Source organism: Bacillus sp. E214, from assembly GCF_008087365.1.
GTDB lineage: Bacteria > Bacillota > Bacilli > Bacillales > Pradoshiaceae > Pradoshia.
Genome location: NZ_VENN01000009.1, coordinates 16,915 through 43,097 on the forward strand (window position 1 = coordinate 16,915; position 26,183 = coordinate 43,097).

Genomic DNA, 26,183 nt, shown 5'->3' on the forward strand with positions numbered 1-26,183 from the left:
CGTTAGTAAGCTTAGATTTCTTTAACAGTAACAAGGTGAGATACCTTGTTAATCATACCGCGAATAGCGTCATTGTCGTTATGCACTACAGTTTGGTGCATTTTTTTAAGACCAAGAGTATTTACTGTTACGCGTTGATCTTCAGGACGACCGATTAAGCTACGCGTGAGGGTAATTTCTAATTTGTTAGCCATTTGATTTCCCTCCTTATCCTAACAGTTCCTCTACAGATTTACCGCGCAATTTTGCAACTTCTTCCGCACTTTTCATTTGTTTAATGCCATCAATAGTAGCACGTACCATATTGATAGGTGTGTTAGAGCCTAGAGATTTGGAAAGGATATCAGCGATACCTGCTAATTCAAGCACGGCACGAACTGGTCCACCAGCGATAACTCCAGTACCTTCAGAAGCTGGCTTCATTAAGATTTCACCAGATCCGAAACGTCCGATTACTTCATGAGGAATTGTAACTCCAACCATTGGTACAGTAACCAGGTTTTTCTTCGCATCCTCAACAGCTTTACGGATTGCATCTGGCACCTCTTGTGCTTTACCAGTACCGAATCCTACATGCCCATTTTTATCTCCGACAACCACTAGCGCTGTGAAACGGAAACGACGTCCGCCTTTAACAACTTTCGCTACGCGGTTGACTGTAACTACGCGTTCTTCAAGTTCTAATTTATTTGGATCAATGCGACGCATCTAATATGTCCCTCCTTTGTCTATTAGAATTGTAATCCGTTTTCACGTGCAGCATCTGCAAGTGCTTGTATACGTCCGTGATATAAGTATCCTCCACGGTCAAAAACAACTTCGGAAACACCTTTTTCTACAGCACGTTTAGCGATTACTTCGCCAACTTTTTTAGCTGCATCCACGTTACTAGTGGACTCAAGGCTAATTTCTTTATCAAGTGTTGATGCACTAGCTAAAGTAACACCATTAGCATCATCAATAAGCTGTGCATAAATGTGCTTATTGGATCGGAAAACATTTAAACGCGGACGAGACGGTGTACCCGCTAATTTAGCGCGGACACGTGCATGTCTTTTCTTACGAGTAGCGTTTTTGTTAGCCTTCGTGATCATTTACGACACTCCTTTCCTAAGCTTTAGGGCCTTTACTTACCAGTTTTACCTTCTTTACGACGAACTTGTTCGCCAGCATAACGGATACCTTTACCTTTGTAAGGTTCAGGAGGACGTACATCGCGGATGTTAGCAGCTAAAGCTCCAACGCGCTCCTTGTCAGTACCCTTGATTGTGATTTTTGTGTTAGCAGGAACTTCAATTTCAATTCCTTCTTCTGGTTCGATCTCAACTGGGTGAGAGTATCCTACATTCAATACAAGTTTCTTACCTTGTTTTTGAGCACGATAACCAACCCCGATTAACTCAAGATTTCTTTCGAAGCCTTGGGAGACACCTTCAACCATGTTAGCGATGATAGCGCGTGTAGTACCGTGCAATGAACGATGAAGTTTTTCATCAGTTGGACGGGATACATTTACGATATTATCTTCAACTTTGATTTCGATATCAGAGTGAAAAGTACGAGTCAATTCACCTTTTGGTCCTTTAACAGTTACTGTATTTCCGTTCAAAGTAACTGTAACTCCAGCTGGAATTTCTACAGGTTTTTTACCTACGCGGGACATTTCGTGCACCTCCATTCATCAGTGAAATGTTTATTACCATACGTACGCGATTACTTCTCCGCCAATTTTCTTAGCGCGTGCTTCTTTATCAGAGATAACACCTTGAGAAGTAGATACGATTGCGATTCCAAGACCGTTTAATACGCGAGGAACATCTCCTGCTTTTGCGTATACACGAAGACCTGGTTTACTGATACGTTTGATACCAGTAATTACGCGCTCGTTGTTAGCACCATATTTTAAGAAGATACGCAAGATACCTTGTTTATTATCTTCAATAAATTCTACGTCACGGATGAAACCTTCACGTTTCAAGATATCAGCTACATCCTTTTTCATTTTGGAAGCTGGAACTTCCAATTTATCGTGACGAACCATGTTCGCATTACGAATGCGAGTTAGCAAATCTGCAATTGGATCTGTCATTACCACAATGATAACCTCCTTCCCGTTTTCGGGTTTTACCAGCTAGCTTTTTTAACGCCTGGAATTTGTCCTTTATATGCTAGTTCACGGAAACAAATACGGCAAAGTTTAAATTTGCGGTATACAGAATGCGGACGGCCGCAGCGTTCGCAACGTGTGTACTCTTGTACTTTAAACTTTGGTGTACGTTGTTGTTTCACGATCATTGATTTCTTAGCCACTTTTTCGCCTCCCTTATTTAGCGATTACTTTTGGAATGGCATTCCGAATTGAGTTAGAAGCTCACGAGCTTCTTCGTCAGTATTAGCTGTCGTTACGATAACAATGTCCATGCCGCGGACTTTGTTTACTTTATCGTAGTCGATTTCAGGGAAAATCAACTGTTCCTTAACACCTAATGTGTAGTTACCACGACCGTCGAATGCTTTTTTGGAGATTCCACGGAAGTCACGTACACGTGGTAGGGAAACTGCAATCAATTTATCAAGGAACTCATACATACGCTCTCCGCGTAGAGTTACTTTACAACCGATTGCCATGCCTTCACGAAGACGGAAACCAGCGATAGATTTCTTAGCTTTAGTTACAACTGGTTTTTGACCAGTGATAGTTGCTAATTCTTCTACAGCAGTGTCCAATGCTTTCGCGTTTGAAACGGCATCGCCGACACCCATGTTCACAACGATTTTTTCAAGTTTAGGAACTTGCATTACTGAATTGTATTCAAACTTGCTCATTAGAGCAGGAGTAATTTCTTTTTGATATTTTTCCTTAAGGCGGTTCACTTGTTGTACCTCCCTTCGTTTATGACTTATTTATCTAAAGATTCACCTGATTTTTTTGCTACACGTACTTTTTTGCCGTCGACTGTTTGATAGCCTACACGAGTAGGGTTACCAGTCTTAGGATCAATAATCATAACGTTAGAAACATGAATCGCTGCTTCTTGTTCGAAAATACCACCTTGTGGGTTCGCTTGAGAAGGCTTAGCGTGTTTCTTTACAATATTTACACCTTCAACAAGAACACGATCTTTCTTAGGGAATGCTTCAAGAACTACGCCTTGTTTCCCTTTATCCTTGCCGGAGATGACTACTACTTTATCACCTTTTTTTACATGCACGAGATTCGCACCTCCTTGAAAAGTCTATATCACTGTTTATTAAAGAACTTCAGGAGCTAGTGAAACGATTTTCATGAAGTTGCTGTCGCGAAGTTCACGAGCAACAGGTCCAAAAATACGTGTTCCACGAGGGCTCTTGTCATCACGAATAATCACGCATGCATTTTCGTCGAATCGAATGTATGAACCATCTGTACGACGAACGCCGCGTTTAGTACGAACAACAACTGCCTTCACAACGTCACCTTTTTTAACAACGCCTCCTGGTGTTGCTTGTTTGACCGTACATACGATTACATCACCAATATTAGCTGTTTTTCTACCGGAACCGCCAAGAACTTTGATTGTAAGTACTTCACGAGCACCAGAGTTGTCAGCTACTTTCAAACGAGATTCCTGTTGAATCATCTGCGTAACCTCCCTTCGGAATTACTAAATCCGAAACATTTATATTAAATGATAACCGCTTTTTCTACAACTTCTACTAAACGGAAGCGTTTAGTTGCGGATAATGGGCGAGTTTCCATAATCTTAACGATATCGCCAACTTTTGCTTCATTCATTTCATCATGAGCTTTATATTTTTTGGAGTATTTCACGCGTTTGCCATACAAAGGATGTGTTTTCTTTGTTTCAACGACAACAGAGATTGTTTTATCCATTTTGTCAGAAACAACACGGCCAGTGTATACTTTGCGCTGGTTGCGTTCACTCATTGTGTGAACCTCCTCTCATTATCAATTGTTTACGTTGAGCTCTCTTTCACGTACAACTGTTTTCATACGTGCAATCGCTTTGCGAACTTCACGAATACGTGCAGGATTTTCTAATTGTCCTGTAGCAAGCTGGAAGCGAAGGTTAAAAAGCTCTTCTTTAAGTGCTTTAAGTTTTTGTTCTATTTCGGCAGTGGTTAAATCACGGATCTCATTAGATTTCATTTGCTTCACCACCAATTTCTTCACGTTTTACAAACTTGCATTTTACTGGAAGTTTGTGAGCTGCAAGACGAAGGGCTTCACGTGCTACCTCTTCAGATACTCCAGCGATTTCGAACATAATTTTACCAGGTTTTACTACTGCTACCCAACCTTCAGGTGCCCCTTTACCGGAACCCATACGTACTTCTAAAGGTTTTGCAGTGTATGGTTTGTGAGGGAAAATTTTAATCCAAACTTTACCGCCACGTTTCATATAACGAGTCATTGCGATACGAGCTGCTTCGATTTGACGGTTTGTGATCCAAGAAGCCTCAAGAGCTTGTAGACCGTATTCACCGAATGCTACTTCTGTACCGCCTTTTGCACGGCCTCTCATCTTTCCGCGGTGTTCACGGCGATGTTTTACGCGTTTAGGCAATAACATATTATTTTCCTCCTTCCACAGACTTCTTCTTGGTAGGAAGGACTTCTCCACGATAGATCCATACTTTTACTCCAAGCTTTCCGTAAGTAGTGTCCGCTTCTGCTGTAGCATAGTCGATGTCAGCGCGAAGAGTATGAAGTGGAACAGTTCCTTCACTGTAGTGTTCAGCACGAGCGATATCAGCTCCACCTAAACGTCCAGATACTTGAGTTTTGATACCTTTTGCACCAGCGCGCATTGCACGTTGGATAGTTTGTTTTTGTGCACGACGGAAAGATACACGGTTTTCTAATTGACGCGCGATATTTTCCGCTACTAATTTAGCGTCCAAATCAGCTCTCTTGATTTCAATGATGTTGATGTGAACACGTTTTTCAGTTAATTGATTAAGTGCTTTACGAAGCGCTTCAACTTCTGTACCACCTTTACCGATAACCATACCAGGTTTTGCAGTGTGGATAGAAATGTTCACGCGGTTTGCAGCACGTTCGATTTCGATTTTAGAAACAGATGCATCGTGAAGACGTTTCATAATGTACTCACGTACTTTAATGTCTTCGTGCAAAAGTTTAGCGTAGTCCTTTTCTGCGAACCATTTGGATTCCCAATCACGGATGATCCCGATACGCATACCGACCGGATTTACCTTTTGACCCACGGATTATCCCTCCTTCTTTTCTGATACAACGATTGTGATGTGGCTTGTGCGTTTGTTAATCGCGCTTGCACGACCCATTGCACGTGGACGGAAACGTTTAAGTGTTGGTCCTTCGTTAGCATAGGCTTCAGAAATGACAAGCGAGTTAACGTCCATATCGTAGTTGTGTTCTGCGTTTGCAACAGCAGATTTTAATACTTTTTCGATAACAGGGGAAGCTGCTTTCGGAGTTAAGTTAAGAATAGCAACTGCTTCGCCTACTTGCTTACCTCGGATTAGATCTAATACTAAACGAGCTTTACGAGGAGCAATACGAACTGTTCTAGCAACAGCTTTTGCTTGCATATTTATGCCCTCCTCTCTGATTAACGTCTTGTTTTCTTATCGTCTCCGGCATGACCTTTGTAAGCGCGAGTTGGTGCGAATTCACCGAACTTGTGGCCTACCATGTCTTCCGTTACATAAACTGGTACGTGTTTGCGTCCATCGTATACAGCAACTGTGTGTCCGATGAATTGTGGGAAGATTGTAGAACGTCTTGACCAAGTTTTGATAACTTGTTTCTTGTCAGCTTCATTCAATGCTTCAACCTTCTTGATGAGATGATCGTCAACAAATGGTCCTTTTTTTAGGCTGCGACCCATGTTTGTGCCTCCCTTCGTGATTGCTCTACGGTTCTACACGCGAACCGTAGTACAACCGCGTTATTTTTTACGACGACGAACAATAAATTTGTCTGATTTGTTTTTCTTTTTACGAGTCTTGAATCCAAGAGCTGGTTTGCCCCATGGAGTCATTGGAGACTTACGTCCGATAGGTGCTCTACCTTCACCACCACCGTGTGGGTGATCTACTGGGTTCATTACAGAACCACGTACAGTAGGGCGTTTACCTAACCAACGAGAACGTCCCGCTTTACCGATGTTGATAAGTTCGTGTTGCTCGTTACCAACTTGACCGATTGTTGCACGGCAAGTAGCAAGTATCATACGAACCTCTCCGGAATTAAGACGTACTAGTACGTAGCGTCCTTCTTTACCTAGAACTTGAGCAGAAGTACCTGCAGAACGAACTAATTGTCCTCCCTTGCCAGGTTTCAACTCGATATTGTGGATAACAGTACCCACTGGGATATTAATTAATGGAAGAGCATTACCTACTTTGATATCCGCTTCTGGTCCAGACATGATTTCCATGCCTACCACCAAGTTTTTCGGAGCAAGAATGTAACGTTTTTCCCCATCAACATAATTGATTAGTGCAATGTTAGCAGAACGGTTTGGATCGTACTCGATAGTAGCAACGCGTCCTGGAATGCCATCTTTATCACGTTTGAAATCAATGATACGGTATTGGCGCTTGTGACCGCCACCTTGATGACGAACAGTTAACTTACCTTGGTTGTTACGGCCACCTTTTCTGTGTAAAGGTGCTAATAATGATTTTTCCGGTTGATCCGTTGTAATTTCAGCGAAATCGGAAACAGTCATTCCGCGACGACCATTACTGGTAGGTTTATACTTTTTAATCGCCATGTTGTGTCCCTCCTTTTCTTTAGAAATTATGCTTCAAAGAATTCGATTTCTTTGCTATCAGCAGTTAGTTTAACAATCGCTTTACGGCGTTTGTTTGTATATCCAGCATGTTTACCCATGCGTTTGAATTTACCTTTGTAGTTCATAACGTTAACTTTTTCAACTTTAACTTCAAAGATTTCTTCAACAGCATCTTTGATTTGAGTTTTATTAGCTCTTACGTCAACTTCAAAAGTGTATTTTTTATCGGCCATGATGTCAGCTGAGCTTTCAGTAATGACGGGGCGCTTAATAATATCACGTGCTTCCATTATCCAAGCACCTCCTCTATTTTTTCAACAGCTGTTTTAGTCATGATTAACTTCTCATGCCCTACAACATCCAATACGTTAATAGCGTTAGCTTCAACGATTGTTACTCCCGGAATGTTACGACCGGAAAGTGCAACGTTTTCGTCTACATCCGCAGTTACGATCAACGCTTTTTTGTTTTCAGTATTCAAGCCTTTTAATACAGCTGTGAATTCTTTAGTTTTTGGTGCTTCAAAAGTTAAAGCATCAAGAACGATTACGTTTTCTTCGTTCACTTTAGCGGAAAGTACAGATTTAATAGCTAAACGACGTACTTTCTTAGGAAGTTTGTAAGAGTAGCTTCTTGGTGTTGGTCCGAATACCACACCACCACCACGCCATTGTGGGGAACGGATAGAACCTTGACGAGCACGTCCAGTTCCTTTTTGACGCCATGGTTTACGGCCACCGCCACTTACTTCAGAACGATTTTTAACTTTATGAGTTCCTTGGCGCAAAGACGCTCTTTGCATAAGGATTGCTTCAGTTACAACACTCTCATTTGGTTCAATACCAAATACTGATTCGTTAAGCTCGATATCGCCTACTTGAGAACCAGCTTGGTTTAAAAGAGCAATTTTCGGCATTGCGATTTTCCTCCTTTCTCGATAGATTAGTTCGCTTTAACCGCGCTTTTGATTTTAAGTAAAGCTTTTTTAGGTCCAGGAACGTTACCTTTGATAAGGATTACGTTACGTTCTGCATCAACCTTAACGATTTCAAGGTTTTGTACAGTGATTTGAGTTCCACCCATACGTCCAGCAAGTTTTTTGCCTTTGAATACGCGGTTTGGAGCAACTGGTCCCATTGAACCAGGACGACGATGGTAACGAGATCCGTGAGACATTGGGCCACGAGATTGGTTGTGACGCTTAATTGGTCCTTGGAAACCTTTACCTTTTGAGATTCCTGTTACATCAACGATTTCGCCTTCAGCGAAAAGATCTACCTTGACTTCTTGACCTACCTCATAGTTATTGAGATCTGCATCGCGAATTTCGCGAGCGAAGCGCTTAGGAGCAGTGTTCGCTTTAGCAGCGTGTCCTTGTTGTGGTTTGTTGTAAAGCATTTCGCGAAGATCTTCGTAACCTAGTTGGATAGCTTCGTAGCCATCATTTTCAACAGATTTCTTTTGAAGAACAACGTTTGGTACTGCTTCAACAACTGTTACCGGGATAAGTTCACCGTTCTCAGCGAATACTTGAGTCATACCGATTTTTCTACCTAAGATTCCTTTGGTCATGAGTCACACCTCCTAGTGTTTTCTTTTTTATTTTTATAGAACGATTATAATTTGATTTCGATATCTACGCCAGACGGCAAATCTAAACGCATTAGTGAATCTACAGTTTGTGGTGTAGGATTTACAATGTCGATTAGACGTTTGTGTGTGCGCATTTCGAATTGCTCACGAGAATCTTTGTATTTATGAACCGCACGTAGGATCGTGTACACGTTTTTCTCAGTCGGAAGTGGAATCGGACCGGAAACAGCTGCACCAGAACGTTTTGCAGTTTCTACAATTTTCTCAGCAGATTGATCAAGAATTCTGTGATCATATGCTTTTAAACGAATGCGAATCTTTTGTTTTGCCATTATTTTCCCTCCTTTATCGCCTATTTTGTAATAGACATTCTCCGTGGAAATCTCCTTACACACGCGCCATGGCAAAGCGGCCGGGTGTGTCAGCAACCTTCCACATCATCGCAATGAAAAGACCAACATTGTCTATTATACATTATACTTTCTGGGTATGCAACAGTTAAAAATAATTTCTTCTATCACACGAATATTAGTATACAATCTCACTTCTACTTTTTCAAGTTATCGTTCTTCTTTCCATAAATATACTAGCTTTCTCTTACATGTAAATAACAAAAGAGAGGGAAGCTTGTTCCTCTCTCACCACTCACCAACTGATTATTGTATGAGACCTCGTGCCAGTAACCACAATCTCTCTTCATTATTAAATTGTTTATAAGCCTTCTTATTTATGTGATCAAAGTCCACGAATTTTATGTACCTTGTATCACCCTTAATGCTCGCATCAGCTGCAGGAAGTATACGTTGTTTTTCTTTAAGCCCTTTGGTTACGGCTACCTTTTCATCGAATTCTAATCCTGCCGTAATCTTTTTTTGTTTCAGCTTTCCCTTTTCAAGAAGCACCACATGATTTCCTGCCAAAGTTTTCTTTGGAAGAACTACTACATTGTTAAGTTCCTTCAATGTGATATCAGCAGCCACATGTGATCCGATTAAAATCTGACTCTCTGTACTTTCTTCTGATGATTCACTTAGATTTTCTGGTTGAATCGATATATTATAGAAGCTTTTATCTTTCTTATGATCCTCACTAAACGGAACATCACTTATTTTTATTACCTTGCCAGTAATCAATTTTGAATCCAAATGCTTTGGTTTAATGATGACCTCCTGATCCAGTTTTATTCGCTGGATGTCATCTTCCCCAACCAAAACGTCCACTACTAAAGAGGCTTGATTCATAATAGTCAATAACGGATTATCTGCTGTTCTGCTAAAATCATTCCTATGCACAATAGTTCCATCAATTTTACTTTCTATTGTAATTTGATCTTCAGCACTGTTGGCCATATCTATCTGTGTTTGATTATCCTCAATTTGCAGCTCGATCATCTTAATTTCATATTCTATGTTTTTTATCTCATACTCCAATATTCGTGTGTTATCTAAATCCGGTTCTTTCTCCTCTTCTTCAACAGTCTGCAAGCTTTCATACTCTTGGACTTCTGACTGGAGCACGGATATATCTTCATTTAATTTATCTATTTTCATAGAGAGACGTTTGTTAGCATTTTCTAATTGTTTTATAACATCGCTGCTATCGTTATCTATAATGTAGGTTAGCAATGGCGTTCCTACTTGGACATCCTCTCCCTCTTCCACCAGGATCTCATCGAGCATCCCTCTAGGTTCTTCATAATAAATCTTATATATCTCAGAAGGCTCAGCCTTCCCTTCCGTTTGAAGCGTTTCCTTTAATGTACCTTTTTTCGTGATATAAGGGTCTGTAATAAGGACTGTACGATCAATTTTATCTATTTTGTAAATAATAATTGTATTTGTAAGTATAAACAAAAATACAGCTAAGGATACAAGAGACCATTTTTTTTCCCTAATGCTAAAATTCATATAATCACCTTCATGATTCTAAATAATGTATCCGTTGCACCATCCAGCAATATATATATTATCCAGGATAATGATACAGTTATAATCACTCTCTTTTTACTATAATCAAGTGACTTGTGGAAAATTCGATATTGAAGATAGCCTGCCAACAGTACAAATATAGTAATATTTGCAGCTAATTCTACCCAAAAGATCTGTGGTGTTAGCATTTGCGTCATGATCCCTAGACTAAATGGTGATGAGTGTTCAGGTACCCTGAGTAACAGCATAAATATTAGTTCTATTGTTTTCGCTATGAGCATCACTATTAAAGGAATAAGCTGAAGCTTCCACACTCCTCGAAATGAGAGGTCCTCAAATACGATCCAAAATAGTACTGTAAAATATAGTGTGAATAATAACGGATATAAGAGACCAGCAGCTAGTTTGCCAATGAAGTATAAAACCTTGGTCATTTCCCATCTGTTTTCTTTTACAGTCTCCATATATACTGACAAGTTTTCGCTGCCCAACCCTAGATATCCATAGACCCCAAATAAAATCGTACTAAATAGAAGTAATCCACCAAACCAAAGTATGTAATGAGTTTTTGTCATTACGCTTCTCATCTCGATGTTTGTTTCTCGAGGGTGAAGCATAGATTTTAACGTTCCTATCATCCTTTGTCCCCCACTAAAAATTTGCATATATCTATTGTATCTGATTTTTTACATCGTAGGAAGTTTATGGGTGTTAAATAATTTCAATTTTTTGTAAACAGCGTGGAGAATTGTGTATATGAGGTTGTATTAATAGATAAGGGTAGATATTTGCTGGGGAATGAATCCTAATATGAACAAATTAACGTATCCAACTTCCCACATTTCGCAGGAAAAAACAAAACAAAAAAACAGGCGGTTGTACACCCGCCTGTTTTAATAAGTAAGAATTATTCAGTAATGCTAGCAACTACGCCTGCGCCTACTGTACGTCCGCCTTCACGAATAGAGAACTTAGTTCCTTCTTCGATCGCAACTGGAGCAATTAGTTCAACAGACATTTCGATGTTGTCTCCAGGCATAACCATTTCAGTTCCTTCTGGAAGGTTTACAACACCAGTTACGTCAGTTGTACGGAAGTAGAATTGTGGACGGTAGTTAGAGAAGAATGGAGTGTGACGTCCGCCTTCTTCTTTAGACAATACGTAAACTTCTGCTTTGAATTTTGTGTGTGGGTTGATAGTACCTGGTTTAGCAAGTACTTGTCCACGTTGGATTTCTTCACGTGCTACACCACGAAGAAGAGCTCCGATGTTGTCACCAGCTTCAGCGTAATCAAGAAGCTTACGGAACATTTCTACACCTGTTACAGTTGTAGATTTTGGTTCTTCAGCAAGACCGATGATTTCGATAACGTCACCAACTTTAACTTGACCACGTTCAACACGGCCAGTAGCAACTGTTCCACGACCAGTGATAGAGAAAACGTCCTCTACTGGCATCATGAATGGTTTGTCAGTGTCACGAGTTGGAGTTGGGATGTATTCGTCAACAGCAGCCATAAGCTCGTTGATTTTTTCTTCCCACTCAGCTTCTCCTTCAAGAGCTTTAAGAGCAGAACCTTTGATTACTGGGATATCATCGCCAGGGAATTCGTATTCAGAAAGAAGGTCACGGATTTCCATTTCAACTAGTTCAAGAAGTTCTTCGTCATCAACCATGTCACATTTGTTCATGAATACAACAAGGTAAGGTACACCTACTTGACGAGAAAGAAGGATGTGCTCACGAGTTTGTGGCATTGGGCCGTCAGCAGCAGATACTACTAAGATACCGCCGTCCATTTGTGCTGCACCAGTGATCATGTTTTTAACATAGTCAGCGTGTCCTGGGCAGTCTACGTGTGCATAGTGACGAGTTTCAGTTTCATACTCAACGTGTGCAGTAGAGATTGTGATACCACGTTCTCTTTCTTCTGGAGCACCATCGATTTGGTCGTAAGCGCGAGCTTCAGCTCCACCTACTTTTGCAAGTACAGAAGTGATTGCAGCTGTTAAAGTTGTTTTACCATGGTCAACGTGACCGATTGTTCCGATATTAACATGTGGTTTAGAACGATCAAATTTAGCTTTTGCCATTTTAGGAATTTCCTCCTTTAATATAAGAAAATTGTTATTTTATACTATGTGCCAAGACAGTTGACAATGTCTTCTATCTTGGCTTACATAAGTAGTTATACTTTAATAAAGAATGAAAATCAATTATTCACCTTTATTTTTTTTGATAATCTCTTCAGCGATGCTCTTAGGAACTTCTTCGTAGTGATCGAAAGTCATAGAGAACACGCCACGTCCTTGAGTGTTGGAACGCAATGTTGTTGCGTAACCGAACATTTCAGATAGAGGTACCATAGCACGTACAACTTGTGCGTTACCGCGTGCTTCCATACCTTCTACACGTCCACGACGAGCTGTGATATTACCCATGATGTCACCCATGTACTCTTCAGGGATAACAACTTCAACGCTCATCATTGGCTCAAGGATAACTGGATTACATTTTTTCGCTGCATTTTTAAGTGCTAAAGATGCTGCTACTTTAAATGCCATCTCAGAGGAGTCAACGTCATGGTAAGAACCATCAAATAGTTTTGCTTTAATATCGATTAATGGGTAGCCAGCAAGTACACCGCGGTCAAGAGCGTCTTCTAGACCAGCTTGTACAGCAGGAACGTATTCACGTGGTACTACACCACCAACGATAGCATTTTCAAATTCGAAGCCTTTACCTTCTTCATTAGGTGAGAACTCGATCCAAACGTGACCGTATTGTCCACGTCCACCGGATTGACGAGCAAACTTACCTTCAACCTGTGCAGGTGTACGGAAAGTCTCACGGTAAGCAACCTGAGGTGCACCAACATTAGCTTCTACTTTAAACTCACGACGCATACGGTCAACAAGAATATCTAAGTGAAGCTCACCCATACCTTCGATGATAGTTTGACCAGTTTCTTGGTCAGTATGAGCGCGGAAAGTTGGATCTTCCTCTTGAAGCTTTTGAAGAGCAGTAGACATTTTGTCTTGGTCTGCTTTAGATTTAGGTTCAATTGAAAGAGAGATAACTGGCTCAGGGAATTCCATGGATTCCAAGATAACCAGGTTCTTTTCTTCACATAGAGTATCTCCAGTTGTAGTATCTTTTAGACCTACAGCAGCGGCGATATCCCCAGCGTGTACTTCTGAGATCTCTTGACGGGAGTTCGCATGCATTTGCAGGATACGTCCTACACGCTCGCGTTTTCCTTTAGTAGAGTTTTGTACGTATGAACCGGAGCTCAAAGTACCAGAGTATACACGGAAGAATGTTAATTTACCAACATAAGGGTCAGTCATAACTTTGAAAGCAAGCGCAGAGAATGGCTCGCTGTCATCAGCATGACGTTCAACTTCCTCATCTGTATCCGGTAGAATACCTTTGATTGCAGGTACATCTAATGGAGATGGAAGGTAGTCGATTACAGCATCTAGCATTAACTGAACACCTTTGTTTTTGAATGCAGAACCACAGATAACTGGGTAGAATTCAACGTTTACAGTACCTTTACGGATAGCTGCTTTCAATTCCTCTTTAGTGATTTCTTCACCGCCAAGGTATTTTTCCATTAATTCTTCGTCAAGTTCTGCTACTGCTTCTATTAACTTCTCACGGTATTCTTCTGCTATTGCCATGTGCTCTTCAGGAATTTCACGAACTTCGATATCAGTACCAAGGTCGTTACCATAGAATACTGCGTTCATTTCCACTAGGTCAATGATTGCTTCGAAGTCATCTTCAGCACCGATTGGTATCTGAATTGGGTGTGCATTCGCTTGAAGGCGTTCATGTAAAGTTTTTACGGAGTATAAGAAATCCGCACCGATTTTGTCCATTTTGTTAACAAAAACAACACGTGGTACTCCGTAAGTTGTAGCTTGGCGCCAAACTGTTTCAGTTTGTGGTTCAACACCGGATTGTGCATCTAGTACTGCTACCGCACCATCAAGTACACGAAGGGAACGTTCAACTTCAACTGTGAAGTCTACGTGTCCTGGTGTGTCGATGATATTTACACGGTGTTCTTTCCAAGCTGCTGTTGTTGCAGCAGATGTGATCGTGATTCCACGCTCTTGTTCTTGCTCCATCCAGTCCATTTGTGATGCACCTTCATGAGTTTCTCCAATTTTGTGGATACGACCTGTGTAGTAAAGAACGCGCTCAGTAGTCGTCGTTTTACCAGCATCGATATGAGCCATGATACCAATATTACGAGTTTTTTCTAAGGAGAACTCTCTAGCCATTGGGTCTTTCTCCTTCCTTGTGGATATAGATTTTTAGTAGTTTTGATTTTACCAACGATAGTGAGCGAAAGCTTTGTTAGCTTCAGCCATTTTATGTGTATCTTCGCGTTTCTTAACAGAAGCGCCAGTGTTATTAGCTGCATCCATGATTTCGTTAGCTAAGCGCTCTTCCATAGTTTTTTCACCACGAAGACGAGCATAGTTTACTAACCAACGAAGTCCTAGAGTAGTACGTCTGTCAGGGCGAACCTCAACTGGTACTTGGTAGTTAGCTCCACCTACACGGCGTGCTCTAACTTCTAGAACTGGCATGATATTTTTTAAAGCTTGATCGAAAACTTCCATTGGATCGTTACCAGTACGCTCTCTTACGATATCGAAAGAAGCATAAAGGATTTTTTGGGAAGTCCCTCTTTTTCCATCGATCATCATTTTGTTGATCAATTTTGTTACAAGCTTGGAATTATATATCGGATCAGGTAATACATCTCTTTTTGAAACAGGTCCTTTACGAGGCATATTTTGTTCCTCCTTTCAAAGAAGTAATTATTTTGGTTTTAAAATTATTTTTTAGCTGCTTTAGGTTTTTTCGTACCGTATTTAGAACGACCTTGCATACGGTTGTTAACGCCTGCAGTATCAAGAGCGCCACGCACGATGTGGTAACGTACCCCTGGAAGGTCTTTTACACGTCCTCCACGGATTAATACAACACTGTGCTCTTGCAAGTTGTGGCCGATACCAGGAATGTAAGCAGTAACCTCGATTCCATTAGTCAAACGTACACGCGCATATTTACGTAACGCGGAGTTTGGTTTCTTTGGAGTCATTGTACCAACACGAGTACATACCCCACGTTTTTGTGGAGATGATACGTTTGTTTGGGATTTCTTGAAGCTATTGTAACCTTTATTCAAAGCTGGAGACTTTGATTTTTCTTCTTTAGATTTACGTGGCTTACGTACCAATTGGTTAATAGTTGGCATGATGTTTCCTCCCTTCAAAATTGGTTCCCCTAGTCCCACACATCCAGGTGGTTCATAAAAGGGTAAAAACAAAGTTTTTGCATCAACTGCAAAAACAGTTTTCTATTTCATAATGACAACAGCTGCTGCTCCAACATCTATTTTGCATGCTTTTCCGAGCAACCTCATCGAGTCTACATAATCGATTGGAACGGAATACTCTTTAGCAGCATCAATTACTTTTGATGTGATTGTTGAATCAGCATCAAGAGCAATAATAACTGTTTCGGCATTTCCTGTTCGGAGAGCTTTCACTGTTTGTTTCGTCCCTATTATCAGGTTCTTTGCCTGAGATACTTTTTCATAAGACATCATTAATATCCTCCAAAGTAACAGGTTAATAGGAGCACCTTTGCTATAGTACCATTTATAAAACATAAATGTCAACAATCGCACGAAAAAAATTAATTTGTTACCCTTATTTACTTTATATATACAGAAGATTAGCCGGATTGATCATCCGGCTACCTCTTCTGATGTAGATTGGTTACTCAGCTGGAACCGTTTCTTCCTTTTGTTCAGTTAGAACCGGAACAGCTTTACGGTAACGATGCATACCTGTACCAGCAGGTATTAACTTACCGATAATAACGTTCTCTTTAAGTCCAAGCAATTCATCACGTTTTCCTTTAATCGCTGCATCTGTAAGGACACGAGTAGTTTCCTGGAAGGATGCGGCGGACAGGAAGGAATCCGTTTCAAGAGATGCTTTTGTAATACCAAGCAATAGCGGGCGTCCCGTAGCAGGATTTTTACCTTGAAGCAACGCCTCATGGTTTGCTTTTGTGAACTGATGAATATCCAGTAATGTTCCTGGCAATACATCGGTTTCTCCGGCATCGATAACACGAATTTTCTTAAGCATTTGACGAACCATAACCTCTACGTGTTTATCGCCAATTTCTACCCCTTGCATGCGGTATACTTTTTGCACTTCTTTTAACAGGTATTCCTGTACAGAACGTACATTTGTAACTTTAAGAAGTTCTTTTGGATCAATAGAACCTTCTGTAAGTTCCTGACCAGGAACAACTGTGTCATTTACATTCACTTTCAAGCGCGCAGAGTACGGAGCTGTATAAGAGCGGCTTTCCACTGCACCTTGAATTGTGATTTCCTGTTGTTTGTCACGGACTTCGTTAATCGCTGTAACCGTACCTTCGATTTCAGCAATAACTGCCTGCCCTTTAGGGTTACGTGCTTCAAACAACTCCTGAATACGCGGAAGACCTTGTGTAATATCGTCTCCAGCAACCCCACCTGTATGGAAAGTACGCATTGTCAACTGTGTACCAGGTTCACCGATGGATTGAGCCGCGATGATACCGACTGCTTCACCAACTTCAACCTCTTGACCAGTTGCAAGGTTACGTCCGTAACATTTTTTACATACACCATGGCGAGTGTTACATGTAAACGCAGAGCGAATTGTCACTTCTTCAATACCAAGTTCTTCGATTTTTTGAGCAAGATCTTCAGTGAAGATTTCGTTCTCATTAATCAGAACTTCGCCTGTTTCAGGATGTTTAACTTTCTTCCTTGCATAACGTCCTACAAGACGTTCTTCAAGGCTTTCAATTGTTTCTGTACCATCTTTCAAAGCTCTTACTTCTAAGCCGCGATCTGTTCCACAGTCGTCTTCTCTAACGATAACATCCTGTGCAACATCAACCAGACGTCTTGTTAAGTAACCGGAATCGGCTGTTTTCAATGCTGTATCGGCAAGACCTTTACGCGCACCGTGAGTGGAGATGAAGTACTCCAATACTGTTAAGCCTTCACGGAAACTTGATTTGATTGGGAGCTCAATAATACGACCAGCCGGGTTGGCCATCAATCCACGCATACCCGCAAGCTGCGTAAAGTTAGATGCGTTACCACGGGCTCCGGAATCACTCATCATAAAGATTGGATTCAAGTGATGTAAGGATGCCATCAGTTTGCTTTGGATATCATCCTTCGCTTCACTCCAGATTGAGATAACACGGTCATAACGTTCTTCTTCTGTGATTAAACCACGTCTGAATTGTTTCATGACACTGTCTACTTTACCTTGAGCTTTTTCAAGAATTTCTTGTTTTTCAGGTAAAACGACGATATCTGCAACCCCTACAGTAATACCTGCACGAGTCGAATATTTAAATCCTAGATCCTTCATGCGGTCAAGCATTTTGGATGTTTCTGTTATTTTAAAACGTTTAAAGACTTCAGCAATAATGTTACCAAGAATTTTCTTCTTAAATGGTTGGATTCTCTCACGATTCGCTAAGATTTCCTTCACATTTGCTCCCTTTTCAACAAAATATTTCTCTGGTGTTTTTTCTTCCAGATTGGATCTTGTTGGTTCGTTAATATAAGGGAAAGTTTCAGGAAGAATTTCATTGAATATCAATTTACCAACAGTAGTAAGCAATAATTGCTTATTCTGTTCTTCCGTAAACGTTTCGTTATTTAAAGAGCTAGCATGAACAGCTACACGAGTGTGTAAGTGAACATATCCGTTTTGATAGGCAAGTACTGCTTCATTAGTGTCGTTGAAGATCATACCTTCTCCAACTGCACCTGGTCTTTCCATTGTCAGATAATAGTTACCAAGAACCATATCCTGTGATGGAGTTACAACCGGTTTACCATCCTTAGGGTTAAGGATGTTTTGCGCAGCTAGCATCAATAGGCGGGCTTCCGCTTGTGCTTCTGCAGATAAAGGTACGTGAACAGCCATTTGGTCACCGTCAAAGTCAGCGTTATACGCTGTACATACTAACGGGTGAAGTCGAATAGCTCTACCTTCAACTAATGTTGGTTCGAACGCCTGGATTCCTAGACGGTGAAGTGTCGGGGCACGGTTTAATAGAACCGGATGCTCCTTAATTACTTCTTCAAGCACATCCCAAATATCAGGAGAATGTCTTTCGATCTTTCTCTTAGCTGATTTGATGTTATGAGCCAATCCTTTTTCAACAAGTTCTTTCATTACGAAAGGCTTGAATAGTTCGATTGCCATTTCCTTCGGCAAACCACATTGGTACATTTTCAAGTTTGGTCCTACAACGATAACGGAACGACCAGAATAGTCAACACGTTTACCGAGTAAGTTTTGACGGAAACGACCTTGTTTACCTTTAAGCATATGAGACAAAGACTTAAGCGGACGGTTACCAGGTCCTGTTACAGGACGGCCACGTCTACCGTTATCAATCAATGCGTCAACTGCTTCCTGAAGCATACGCTTTTCATTTTGAACAATGATGCTTGGAGCACCTAAATCAAGCAGACGTTTCAAACGATTGTTACAGTTGATTACTCTGCGATACAGGTCATTCAAGTCAGATGTTGCAAAACGGCCGCCATCCAATTGAACCATTGGACGAAGCTCAGGAGGAATAACCGGAAGTACATCCAGAATCATCCAAGAAGGTTCGTTACCTGAATGACGGAATGCTTCCAATACTTCAAGACGTTTAATCGCACGTGTACGGCGTTGTCCCTGAGCTGTTTTAAGCTCTTCTTTCAAGGATTCTACCTCTTTGTTAAGATCGATATCCTGAAGAAGCTTTTTAATGGATTCTGCACCCATCCCAGCTTGGAACTTGTTACCGTATTTATCACGGTATGCACGGTATTCTTTTTCAGATAGAAGCTGCTTTCTCTCTAAAGCAGTATCTCCTGCTTCTGTAACAACGTAAGAAGCAAAATAAATTACTTCTTCCAAGGCACGCGGAGACATGTCAAGCAAAAGACCCATACGGCTTGGAATTCCTTTAAAGTACCAAATATGAGAAACCGGAGCAGCCAATTCAATATGGCCCATACGCTCACGTCTCACTTTAGCTCTAGTTACTTCAACACCACAACGGTCACAAACTACACCTTTGTAGCGTACTCTTTTATATTTACCGCAGTGGCATTCCCAGTCCTTTGTAGGACCGAAAATGCGCTCACAGAACAACCCATCTTTTTCAGGTTTAAGTGTACGGTAGTTTATAGTTTCTGGCTTTTTCACTTCTCCGAAAGACCAAGAGCGAATCTTATCCGGTGAAGCAAGGCCTATTTTCATATATTCAAAATTGTTTACATCCAACAAGGGGCCTACCTCCCTTTCCGTATCCCAATATCACTAAGGTTACTCGATTGTACCAACTGTTTCTGATTCGGGACTTTTCACATCAGGATCTATGGTTAATGTATCTGCTTGGTGAATATCGTCATCATCTTCCAGATCACGCATTTCAATTTCTTTATCATCACCAGAAAGAATCTTAACATCCATACCTAAACTTTGAAGTTCCTTGATTAAAACCTTGAAAGATTCCGGAACGCCCGGTTCAGGTACATTGTCACCTTTTACAATTGCTTCATAAGTTTTCACACGACCAACAACATCATCAGATTTAACTGTAAGGATTTCTTGAAGTGTGTATGCAGCACCATATGCTTCAAGTGCCCATACCTCCATCTCACCAAAACGCTGACCACCGAATTGAGCTTTACCACCCAATGGTTGTTGCGTAACAAGTGAGTAAGGTCCTGTTGAACGGGCATGAAGTTTATCATCAACCATGTGTGCCAGTTTGATCATATACATGACACCAACGGAAACACGGTTATCAAATGGTTCTCCAGTTCTGCCGTCATAAAGAATTGTTTTCGCATCGCGAGACATACCAGCCTCTTCGATTGTATCCCAAACATCTTCTTCACGCGCACCGTCAAATACAGGAGTTGCCACATGGATTCCAAGCTGTCTTGCAGCCATACCTAAGTGCAATTCCAATACCTGACCGATATTCATACGTGATGGTACCCCTAATGGGTTCAACATGATATCGACAGGTGTTCCATCCGGAAGGAAAGGCATATCTTCTTCAGGTAAAATTCGGGAGATAACCCCTTTGTTACCGTGACGACCGGCCATTTTATCTCCTTCATGGATCTTACGTTTCTGAACGATGTATACACGTACCAACTGGTTCACACCTGGTGGCAGTTCATCACCGTCTTCACGTGTAAAGACTTTAACATCATGGACAATTCCTCCACCGCCATGCGGTACACGGAGAGATGTGTCACGAACTTCACGAGCCTTCTCACCAAAGATTGCATGTAACAATCTTTCTTCTGCAGTCAGCTCCGTAACCCCTTTAGGAGTTACCTTACCAACTAGAAGGTCACCGTCTTTAACTTCGGCACCGATGCGAATGATTCCACGGTCATCCAAGTTGCGCAGGGCATCTTCCCCAACGTTTGGAATGTCACGTGTAATTTCTTCCGGTCCAAGTTTAGTATCACGAGCTTCAGATTCATATTCTTCGATATGAATAGAAGTATATACATCGTCTTTAACAAGACGTTCACTCATAATGATGGCATCCTCATAGTTATAACCATCCCATGTCATGAAGGCAACAAGTACGTTTTGGCCTAATGCCAATTCGCCAAGCTCCATGGACGGACCATCTGCAAGAATTTCTCCTTTAACAACACGGTCACCCGATTTAACGATCGGACGTTGGTTATAACATGTTCCTTGGTTAGAACGGATGAATTTAAGGGTACGGTATTTATCAAGATTACCTTTTACCTCTTCACCATCTACTTCACTAACACGTCTTACCCAGATTTCTCTGGCTTCCACGTGTTCTACGATTCCATCGTGCTTACAAATTACAGCAGCACCGGAATCTTTACCGGATACATATTCCATACCTGTACCAACAATTGGAGCCTGAGGACGAATAAGCGGAACCGCTTGACGTTGCATGTTCGCTCCCATAAGGGCACGGTTGGAGTCATCGTTTTCAAGGAACGGGATACAAGCTGTTGCAGCTGATACAACCTGTTTAGGTGATACGTCCATATAGTCAACGCGATCACGTTTAACAACTGTATTTTCACCACGGAAACGAGCTACAACTTCCTCGTTCATAAATCCACCATCTTCAGTTAGCGGGGCATTTGCCTGTGCCACTACATAAAGATCCTCTTCATCAGCAGTCAAGTAATCCATTCGATCAGTTACTTTGCCTGTCGCAGGGTCTACCCTTCTATATGGCGTTTCAATGAAACCGTATGGGTTTACTTTTGCGAATGTAGATAGTGAGTTAATCAAACCAATGTTTGGTCCCTCAGGTGTTTCAATTGGGCACATACGTCCATAGTGGGAATAGTGAACGTCACGAACTTCCATTCCGGCACGTTCCCTTGTTAAACCACCAGGTCCAAGTGCAGACAATCTCCGTTTATGTGTCAATTCAGCAAGTGGATTTGTTTGATCCATAAACTGAGACAACTGGGAGCTTCCAAAGAATTCTTTAATAGAAGCTATAACCGGGCGAATGTTAATAAGCTGCTGCGGTGTAATTGTGTTTGTATCCTGGATGGACATTCTCTCACGAACCACACGCTCCATACGGGATAAACCAATTCTGAATTGGTTTTGCAATAGCTCACCAACTGAACGCAGACGTCGGTTACCTAAATGATCGATATCATCTGTGTCGCCAACACCATGCAGTAAGTTAAAGAAGTAACTGATAGTAGATACAATATCAGCAGGTGTAATGTTTTTAACTTTCTTTTCTACATAAGCATTGCCGATAACATTAATTACTTTTTCACCTTCAGCATCGCTCGGTGCATAGATTTTTACATTTTGAACCAGTACATCTTCTTCCACGACTCCCCCAACAGGGTTGTACGTTTTGAAGCCAATCCCATTTTCTAAGTAAGGGATGATTTTATCGAGAGTACGGCGATCCAACAAAGTATCTTTTTCAACTAAGATTTCTCCTGTTTCAGGGTCCACCAAAGTTTCAGCTACTTTTTGGTTGAAAAGACGATTTTTTATATGAAGTTTCTTGTTAATTTTATAGCGTCCTACATTTGCCAAATCATATCTCTTCGGATCAAAGAAACGTGATACAAGCAAACTTTTCGCATTTTCGACCGTAGGTGGTTCACCTGGGCGAAGACGCTCATAGATTTCAAGCAAAGCTTTTTCTGTACTTTCAGTATTATCTTTTTCCAATGTGTTACGGATGTACTCGTTATCACCGATTAGATCGATGATTTCTTGATCAGAGCCGAATCCAAGAGCACGCAAAAGAACCGTTACCGGCAACTTCCTTGTACGATCGATTCTTACGTAAACTACATCTTTCGCGTCAGTTTCATATTCCAACCATGCTCCGCGGTTTGGAATTACGGTAGCTGTGAATCCACGCTTTCCGTTTTTATCAACCTTCCCGCTGTAGTATACACTCGGGGATCGTACTAATTGGGATACGATAACACGTTCGGCACCGTTTATAACAAACGTTCCCGTTTCCGTCATGAGAGGGAAATCACCCATAAAGACATCTTGGTCTTTAACTTCTCCCGTCTCTTTGTTTACAAGTCTTACTTTAACCCGTAATGGGGCGGAGTAGGTTACATCCCGCTCCTTAGATTCTTCCACAGGATATTTCGGGTCTCCGAGGCTATAATCGATAAACTCAAGAGACAGATTTCCTGTAAAATCCTCGATAGGGGAAATGTCCTGGAACATTTCTCTTAAGCCCTCATCAAGAAACCATTGATAGGAAGAGGTTTGAATTTCAATTAAATTCGGTAATTCGAGCACTTCGCTAATGCGCGCATAGCTCCGGCGTTGGCGATGTCGTCCATACTGAACAAGTTGACCTGTCAACTGATTCACCCCTCAAATAAAGCGTTTATGATAGAATTTATATTCCAACAGCCCTATACAAGCTGATAGAACAAAAAAGAAAAAGGGTTTCAATCTGAAAACCTCAATTTCAAAAACGCATAGTATTGGTTTATTTTTTCCATATTTTCCAGAACATATACACATTTATTTATTTCTTTACCAAAATGTGCAGGGTGTCCCAAATTATATATATGCATTTTTTAATATTAACATAGGCATATTGTCAAGTCAAACTTTTTTAGACTTCAAAATATAGTACCCTTTTTTCTTTATAATGACCTCCACGTTTCCAAAAACATCTTCCATTTTAGCCATTGCGGATGGAGCTCCCTGTTTCTTTTGAATGACAATCCACAACTCGCCGCCATCCTGTAAAACACTCTTACTTCTTTCAAGTATTTCATGAACTACTTTTTTTCCGGCTCTGATGGGCGGATTCGAAACAACCGCTGCAAACTCAGTTTCCGTAACATTTTGATAAACAGAACTCTCATAAATCTTAACATTTTTGATCTCATTGATTCGAGCATTTTCCCCTGACAAATGGAGAGCTCTTTCATTCACATCTACCATATGAATTGTTCTGTCAGAAAAAGAATCAGCCAAAGATAAACCTATCGGGCCATATCCACAGCCGACATCAATGATTGGCTGTTTGCCGGAAGCCTCAGGTTCCACGAAGGCCTCGATTAACAATCTTGAACCAAAATCAACCTCACGTTTAGAAAAAACACCAGCATCTGTTTTAAAACGAAATGTCTTCCCTCTTAAAGTATAGCTCCATTCATCAGGATTACTATCAACCTGAGGATTGCGGGAATAATAATGATCTGACAACCCAGATCCCTCCTGACCAATTGCATTTCGGATCGTTTTAACGAAAACCTAAATTCCAACTTTTATTTCTAAAGTCAGAAAAAGCCCGCTGTATTTGCAGCGAGCCTTTTCATATGATGTGTGTAAAATTACTTAACTTCTACACCAGCGCCAACTTCTTCAAGTTTAGCTTTGATTTCTTCAGCTTCGTCTTTAGAAACGCCTTCTTTGATAGCTTTAGGAGTGTTATCAACAACTTCTTTAGCTTCTTTAAGACCAAGGCCAGTGATTTCACGTACTACTTTGATAACTTTGATTTTTTGATCTCCAGCGCTAGCTAGAACAACATCAAATTCAGTTTTTTCAGCTGCAGCTTCTCCGCCAGCAGCACCAACCATAGCTACAGGAGCAGCTGCAGTTACGCCAAATTCTTCTTCAATTGCTTTTACAAGATCGTTAAGTTCTAAAACAGTCATATTTTTAACTGCTTCAATGATTTGTTCTTTAGTCATTATAAGTTCCTCCTTAGTTTTTAATAAATCGTTGTATACGTATTTCTAATCAAGAAGCAATTAAGCTCCTTGTTCTTCTTTTTGTTCTGCCACTGCTTTTGTAGCAAGTGCCAAGTTGCGGATAGGTGCTTGAAGCACGCTGAGCAACATAGAAAGCAAACCTTCGCGAGATGGAAGTTCTGCAAGAGCTTTAACTTCTTCAACAGTTGCAACGTTTCCTTCGATTACACCTGCTTTAATTTCTAGAGCTTCGTGTTTTTTAGCGAAGTCGTTCAAGATTTTAGCCGGAGCTACAACGTCCTCAGTACTGAATGCAATCGCATTTGGTCCAGTAAGAGCTTCGTTAAGGTCAGAAAGTTCAACTTGATCAGCAGCACGGCGAGTCATGGAGTTTTTGTAAACTTTGAACTCGATGCCAGCTTCGCGTAATTGTTTACGAAGTTCTGTAACTTCAGCAACGTTTAAACCACGGTAGTCAACAACAACTGTGGATACACTGTCTTTCAGTTTACCAGCGATTTCATCAACAATTTGTTTCTTTGCATTAACATTATTCGCATTGCTCATATTAACACCTCCTGTAGAATGTTACCATTCACACCCGTAAAAAAACCTCCATATCATGACAGACATGGAGGTACGATGATAGTCCGAACAAAATAGTTCTATTATGATCGAATACCTCGGCAGGAAATTAAGCTTTAACCGCACCTGCTGTCTATGGCATAAATGTTAAATTATTTATAACAACATTTGTAATTATATTAAATAACTACCCTGTTGTCAAATTTTATTTTTTAGCTTAGAAAGAAGATGGATCTACCTTGATTCCAGGTCCCATAGTTGTAGTAACAGCTACATTCTTCATATAAGTTCCTTTAGCTGCTGCCGGCTTCGCTTTTTGAAGAGTTTCAAAAATTGTAGTGAAGTTTTCAACTAGCTTGCTATCTTCGAAGGAAACTTTTCCGATAGGAACATGAATGTTACCTGCTTTATCAACACGGTATTCTACTTTACCAGCTTTAATTTCATTGATTGCTTTTTCAACATCAAATGTAACAGTTCCTGTTTTAGGGTTTGGCATTAAACCTTTAGGTCCTAATACACGACCTAATTTACCAACTTCACCCATCATATCAGGTGTTGCTACGATAACATCAAAGTCAAACCAACCTTGTTGGATTTTGTTGATGTAGTCAGTATCTCCAACATAATCAGCACCTGCAGCTTCAGCTTCTTTAAGCTTTTCACCTTTAGCAAATACTAATACACGTTGTGTTTTACCAGTACCGTTTGGAAGTACAACCGCTCCACGGATTTGTTGATCAGCTTTCTTAGGATCAACTCCAAGACGGAATGCTACTTCTACAGTTGCATCAAATTTAGTGAAGCTTGTTTTCTTCGCTAATTCAATTGCTTCTGTTACGGAATAAGCTTTTGTACGATCGATAAGCTGAATAGCTTCAGCGTATTTTTTAGTTTTCTTAGCCATTATTATATCCTCCTAATATTGTGG

The 26,183-nt window shown here is 40.8% G+C and carries 33 protein-coding genes and 1 other annotated feature; all 33 genes read right to left on the reverse strand.

The features are described 5' to 3' along the window. Positions 1-11: 11 nt before the first annotated feature. Positions 12-194, reverse strand: a complete 183-nt coding sequence (gene rpmD / locus FHY47_RS17855; RefSeq protein WP_066102935.1) for a 50S ribosomal protein L30 — start codon at positions 192-194, stop codon at positions 12-14. 13 nt (positions 195-207) lie between these two features. Then, positions 208-708, reverse strand: coding sequence for a 30S ribosomal protein S5 (rpsE, locus tag FHY47_RS17860; protein WP_066102939.1), 501 nt, complete (start codon positions 706-708; stop codon positions 208-210). 23 nt (positions 709-731) lie between these two features. Continuing rightward, a complete protein-coding gene (rplR, locus tag FHY47_RS17865) occupies positions 732-1,094 on the reverse strand; it encodes a 50S ribosomal protein L18 (RefSeq protein ID WP_066102942.1) in 363 nt (120 codons plus the stop codon). A 32-nt stretch (positions 1,095-1,126) separates the two neighbouring features. Next, positions 1,127-1,663, reverse strand: a complete 537-nt coding sequence (rplF, locus tag FHY47_RS17870; RefSeq protein ID WP_066102944.1) for a 50S ribosomal protein L6 — start codon at positions 1,661-1,663, stop codon at positions 1,127-1,129. Positions 1,664-1,696: 33 nt separating this feature from the next. Beyond that, positions 1,697-2,095, reverse strand: coding sequence for a 30S ribosomal protein S8 (rpsH, locus tag FHY47_RS17875; protein ID WP_066102945.1), 399 nt, complete (start codon positions 2,093-2,095; stop codon positions 1,697-1,699). A gap of 29 nt (positions 2,096-2,124) precedes the next feature. Beyond that, a complete protein-coding gene (gene rpsN / locus FHY47_RS17880; RefSeq protein WP_053591330.1) occupies positions 2,125-2,310 on the reverse strand; it encodes a 30S ribosomal protein S14 in 186 nt (61 codons plus the stop codon). 24 nt (positions 2,311-2,334) lie between these two features. After that, complete coding sequence (gene rplE / locus FHY47_RS17885; RefSeq protein ID WP_066102948.1) at positions 2,335-2,874, reverse strand: 50S ribosomal protein L5; 540 nt, start codon at positions 2,872-2,874, stop codon at positions 2,335-2,337. A gap of 26 nt (positions 2,875-2,900) precedes the next feature. After that, positions 2,901-3,212 carry a 50S ribosomal protein L24 gene (rplX, locus tag FHY47_RS17890; RefSeq protein ID WP_066102951.1) on the reverse strand — a complete coding sequence of 104 codons (312 nt, stop codon included), beginning with the start codon at positions 3,210-3,212 and terminating at the stop codon, positions 2,901-2,903. Between the two features lie 39 nt (positions 3,213-3,251). Next, positions 3,252-3,620: a 50S ribosomal protein L14 gene (rplN, locus tag FHY47_RS17895; protein ID WP_066102954.1), complete on the reverse strand. Its 369-nt coding sequence runs from the start codon at positions 3,618-3,620 to the stop codon at positions 3,252-3,254. Positions 3,621-3,664: 44 nt separating this feature from the next. Beyond that, positions 3,665-3,928, reverse strand: a complete 264-nt coding sequence (rpsQ, locus tag FHY47_RS17900) for a 30S ribosomal protein S17 (protein WP_066102957.1) — start codon at positions 3,926-3,928, stop codon at positions 3,665-3,667. A gap of 21 nt (positions 3,929-3,949) precedes the next feature. Further along, positions 3,950-4,150 carry a 50S ribosomal protein L29 gene (gene rpmC / locus FHY47_RS17905; RefSeq protein WP_066102959.1) on the reverse strand — a complete coding sequence of 67 codons (201 nt, stop codon included), beginning with the start codon at positions 4,148-4,150 and terminating at the stop codon, positions 3,950-3,952. After that, a complete protein-coding gene (gene rplP, locus FHY47_RS17910) occupies positions 4,140-4,574 on the reverse strand; it encodes a 50S ribosomal protein L16 (RefSeq protein ID WP_066102961.1) in 435 nt (144 codons plus the stop codon). The genes rpmC and rplP overlap by 11 nt, the downstream gene beginning before the upstream one ends. Position 4,575: 1 nt before the next feature. Beyond that, positions 4,576-5,232, reverse strand: coding sequence for a 30S ribosomal protein S3 (gene rpsC, locus FHY47_RS17915; protein ID WP_066102964.1), 657 nt, complete (start codon positions 5,230-5,232; stop codon positions 4,576-4,578). A 3-nt stretch (positions 5,233-5,235) separates the two neighbouring features. Further along, the gene (rplV, locus tag FHY47_RS17920; protein ID WP_066102967.1) at positions 5,236-5,577 is read right to left on the reverse strand and encodes a 50S ribosomal protein L22; all 342 of its coding nucleotides are present in this window, start codon (positions 5,575-5,577) and stop codon (positions 5,236-5,238) included. A 20-nt stretch (positions 5,578-5,597) separates the two neighbouring features. Continuing rightward, positions 5,598-5,876, reverse strand: coding sequence for a 30S ribosomal protein S19 (gene rpsS / locus FHY47_RS17925; protein WP_066102971.1), 279 nt, complete (start codon positions 5,874-5,876; stop codon positions 5,598-5,600). Positions 5,877-5,936: 60 nt separating this feature from the next. Continuing rightward, complete coding sequence (rplB, locus tag FHY47_RS17930) at positions 5,937-6,767, reverse strand: 50S ribosomal protein L2 (RefSeq protein WP_066102974.1); 831 nt, start codon at positions 6,765-6,767, stop codon at positions 5,937-5,939. Between the two features lie 26 nt (positions 6,768-6,793). Then, the gene (gene rplW, locus FHY47_RS17935) at positions 6,794-7,078 is read right to left on the reverse strand and encodes a 50S ribosomal protein L23 (protein WP_066102977.1); all 285 of its coding nucleotides are present in this window, start codon (positions 7,076-7,078) and stop codon (positions 6,794-6,796) included. Then, positions 7,078-7,704 carry a 50S ribosomal protein L4 gene (gene rplD / locus FHY47_RS17940; protein WP_066102980.1) on the reverse strand — a complete coding sequence of 209 codons (627 nt, stop codon included), beginning with the start codon at positions 7,702-7,704 and terminating at the stop codon, positions 7,078-7,080. The genes rplW and rplD overlap by 1 nt, the downstream gene beginning before the upstream one ends. 26 nt (positions 7,705-7,730) lie before the next feature. Further along, positions 7,731-8,360 carry a 50S ribosomal protein L3 gene (gene rplC, locus FHY47_RS17945; protein WP_066102983.1) on the reverse strand — a complete coding sequence of 210 codons (630 nt, stop codon included), beginning with the start codon at positions 8,358-8,360 and terminating at the stop codon, positions 7,731-7,733. A 44-nt stretch (positions 8,361-8,404) separates the two neighbouring features. Then, a complete protein-coding gene (gene rpsJ / locus FHY47_RS17950) occupies positions 8,405-8,713 on the reverse strand; it encodes a 30S ribosomal protein S10 (protein ID WP_066102989.1) in 309 nt (102 codons plus the stop codon). Positions 8,714-9,037: 324 nt separating this feature from the next. Further along, complete coding sequence (locus FHY47_RS17955; RefSeq protein WP_140462331.1) at positions 9,038-10,288, reverse strand: efflux RND transporter periplasmic adaptor subunit; 1,251 nt, start codon at positions 10,286-10,288, stop codon at positions 9,038-9,040. Continuing rightward, positions 10,285-10,947, reverse strand: coding sequence for a hypothetical protein (locus tag FHY47_RS17960; RefSeq protein WP_066102996.1), 663 nt, complete (start codon positions 10,945-10,947; stop codon positions 10,285-10,287). Before FHY47_RS17960 ends, FHY47_RS17955 begins: the two co-directional genes overlap by 4 nt. A 269-nt stretch (positions 10,948-11,216) precedes the next feature. Further along, a complete protein-coding gene (tuf, locus tag FHY47_RS17965; protein ID WP_066102999.1) occupies positions 11,217-12,404 on the reverse strand; it encodes an elongation factor Tu in 1,188 nt (395 codons plus the stop codon). Positions 12,405-12,527: 123 nt separating this feature from the next. After that, positions 12,528-14,606, reverse strand: coding sequence for an elongation factor G (fusA, locus tag FHY47_RS17970; protein WP_066103001.1), 2,079 nt, complete (start codon positions 14,604-14,606; stop codon positions 12,528-12,530). Between the two features lie 48 nt (positions 14,607-14,654). Beyond that, positions 14,655-15,125, reverse strand: a complete 471-nt coding sequence (gene rpsG / locus FHY47_RS17975; RefSeq protein ID WP_066103004.1) for a 30S ribosomal protein S7 — start codon at positions 15,123-15,125, stop codon at positions 14,655-14,657. Positions 15,126-15,169: 44 nt separating this feature from the next. Next, positions 15,170-15,592: a 30S ribosomal protein S12 gene (rpsL, locus tag FHY47_RS17980; protein ID WP_049672552.1), complete on the reverse strand. Its 423-nt coding sequence runs from the start codon at positions 15,590-15,592 to the stop codon at positions 15,170-15,172. Between the two features lie 102 nt (positions 15,593-15,694). Continuing rightward, positions 15,695-15,943 (reverse strand): 50S ribosomal protein L7ae-like protein, encoded by a 249-nt coding sequence (locus FHY47_RS17985; RefSeq protein WP_066103006.1) that lies wholly within the window; start codon positions 15,941-15,943, stop codon positions 15,695-15,697. A gap of 175 nt (positions 15,944-16,118) precedes the next feature. After that, complete coding sequence (gene rpoC, locus FHY47_RS17990) at positions 16,119-19,715, reverse strand: DNA-directed RNA polymerase subunit beta' (RefSeq protein ID WP_148631316.1); 3,597 nt, start codon at positions 19,713-19,715, stop codon at positions 16,119-16,121. Between the two features lie 39 nt (positions 19,716-19,754). Then, positions 19,755-23,318 (reverse strand): DNA-directed RNA polymerase subunit beta, encoded by a 3,564-nt coding sequence (rpoB, locus tag FHY47_RS17995; RefSeq protein ID WP_066103012.1) that lies wholly within the window; start codon positions 23,316-23,318, stop codon positions 19,755-19,757. Between the two features lie 249 nt (positions 23,319-23,567). Then, complete coding sequence (locus FHY47_RS18000) at positions 23,568-24,176, reverse strand: class I SAM-dependent methyltransferase (protein WP_066103016.1); 609 nt, start codon at positions 24,174-24,176, stop codon at positions 23,568-23,570. A gap of 128 nt (positions 24,177-24,304) precedes the next feature. Then, entirely contained in the window at positions 24,305-24,667 is a 363-nt protein-coding gene (gene rplL / locus FHY47_RS18005; RefSeq protein WP_066103019.1) for a 50S ribosomal protein L7/L12, read from the reverse strand. Positions 24,668-24,727: 60 nt separating this feature from the next. Further along, positions 24,728-25,234, reverse strand: coding sequence for a 50S ribosomal protein L10 (rplJ, locus tag FHY47_RS18010; RefSeq protein WP_066103022.1), 507 nt, complete (start codon positions 25,232-25,234; stop codon positions 24,728-24,730). Positions 25,235-25,264: 30 nt separating this feature from the next. After that, positions 25,265-25,409 (reverse strand) — a sequence feature (ribosomal protein L10 leader region). A 60-nt stretch (positions 25,410-25,469) separates the two neighbouring features. Then, positions 25,470-26,159, reverse strand: a complete 690-nt coding sequence (gene rplA / locus FHY47_RS18015; protein WP_066103025.1) for a 50S ribosomal protein L1 — start codon at positions 26,157-26,159, stop codon at positions 25,470-25,472. Positions 26,160-26,183: the final 24 nt, after the last annotated feature.

Bases quoted from the DNA above. Each gene is read 5' to 3' on its own strand.
- rpmD (WP_066102935.1), bottom strand. From the start codon at position 194: ATGGCTAACAAATTAGAAATTACCCTCACGCGTAGCTTAATCGGTCGT.
- rpsE (WP_066102939.1), bottom strand. From the start codon at position 708: ATGCGTCGCATTGATCCAAATAAATTAGAACTTGAAGAACGCGTAGTT.
- rplR (WP_066102942.1), bottom strand. From the start codon at position 1,094: ATGATCACGAAGGCTAACAAAAACGCTACTCGTAAGAAAAGACATGCA.
- rplF (WP_066102944.1), bottom strand. From the start codon at position 1,663: ATGTCCCGCGTAGGTAAAAAACCTGTAGAAATTCCAGCTGGAGTTACA.
- rplN (WP_066102954.1), bottom strand. From the start codon at position 3,620: ATGATTCAACAGGAATCTCGTTTGAAAGTAGCTGACAACTCTGGTGCT.
- rpsQ (WP_066102957.1), bottom strand. From the start codon at position 3,928: ATGAGTGAACGCAACCAGCGCAAAGTATACACTGGCCGTGTTGTTTCT.
- rpmC (WP_066102959.1), bottom strand. From the start codon at position 4,150: ATGAAATCTAATGAGATCCGTGATTTAACCACTGCCGAAATAGAACAA.
- rplP (WP_066102961.1), bottom strand. From the start codon at position 4,574: ATGTTATTGCCTAAACGCGTAAAACATCGCCGTGAACACCGCGGAAAG.
- rplV (WP_066102967.1), bottom strand. From the start codon at position 5,577: ATGCAAGCAAAAGCTGTTGCTAGAACAGTTCGTATTGCTCCTCGTAAA.
- rpsS (WP_066102971.1), bottom strand. From the start codon at position 5,876: ATGGGTCGCAGCCTAAAAAAAGGACCATTTGTTGACGATCATCTCATC.
- rplB (WP_066102974.1), bottom strand. From the start codon at position 6,767: ATGGCGATTAAAAAGTATAAACCTACCAGTAATGGTCGTCGCGGAATG.
- rplW (WP_066102977.1), bottom strand. From the start codon at position 7,078: ATGGAAGCACGTGATATTATTAAGCGCCCCGTCATTACTGAAAGCTCA.
- rplD (WP_066102980.1), bottom strand. From the start codon at position 7,704: ATGCCGAAAATTGCTCTTTTAAACCAAGCTGGTTCTCAAGTAGGCGAT.
- rplC (WP_066102983.1), bottom strand. From the start codon at position 8,360: ATGACCAAAGGAATCTTAGGTAGAAAAATCGGTATGACTCAAGTATTC.
- rpsJ (WP_066102989.1), bottom strand. From the start codon at position 8,713: ATGGCAAAACAAAAGATTCGCATTCGTTTAAAAGCATATGATCACAGA.
- FHY47_RS17955 (WP_140462331.1), bottom strand. From the start codon at position 10,288: ATGAATTTTAGCATTAGGGAAAAAAAATGGTCTCTTGTATCCTTAGCT.
- FHY47_RS17960 (WP_066102996.1), bottom strand. From the start codon at position 10,947: ATGATAGGAACGTTAAAATCTATGCTTCACCCTCGAGAAACAAACATC.
- tuf (WP_066102999.1), bottom strand. From the start codon at position 12,404: ATGGCAAAAGCTAAATTTGATCGTTCTAAACCACATGTTAATATCGGA.
- fusA (WP_066103001.1), bottom strand. From the start codon at position 14,606: ATGGCTAGAGAGTTCTCCTTAGAAAAAACTCGTAATATTGGTATCATG.
- rpsG (WP_066103004.1), bottom strand. From the start codon at position 15,125: ATGCCTCGTAAAGGACCTGTTTCAAAAAGAGATGTATTACCTGATCCG.
- rpsL (WP_049672552.1), bottom strand. From the start codon at position 15,592: ATGCCAACTATTAACCAATTGGTACGTAAGCCACGTAAATCTAAAGAA.
- FHY47_RS17985 (WP_066103006.1), bottom strand. From the start codon at position 15,943: ATGTCTTATGAAAAAGTATCTCAGGCAAAGAACCTGATAATAGGGACG.
- rplL (WP_066103019.1), bottom strand. From the start codon at position 24,667: ATGACTAAAGAACAAATCATTGAAGCAGTTAAAAATATGACTGTTTTA.
- rplJ (WP_066103022.1), bottom strand. From the start codon at position 25,234: ATGAGCAATGCGAATAATGTTAATGCAAAGAAACAAATTGTTGATGAA.
- rplA (WP_066103025.1), bottom strand. From the start codon at position 26,159: ATGGCTAAGAAAACTAAAAAATACGCTGAAGCTATTCAGCTTATCGAT.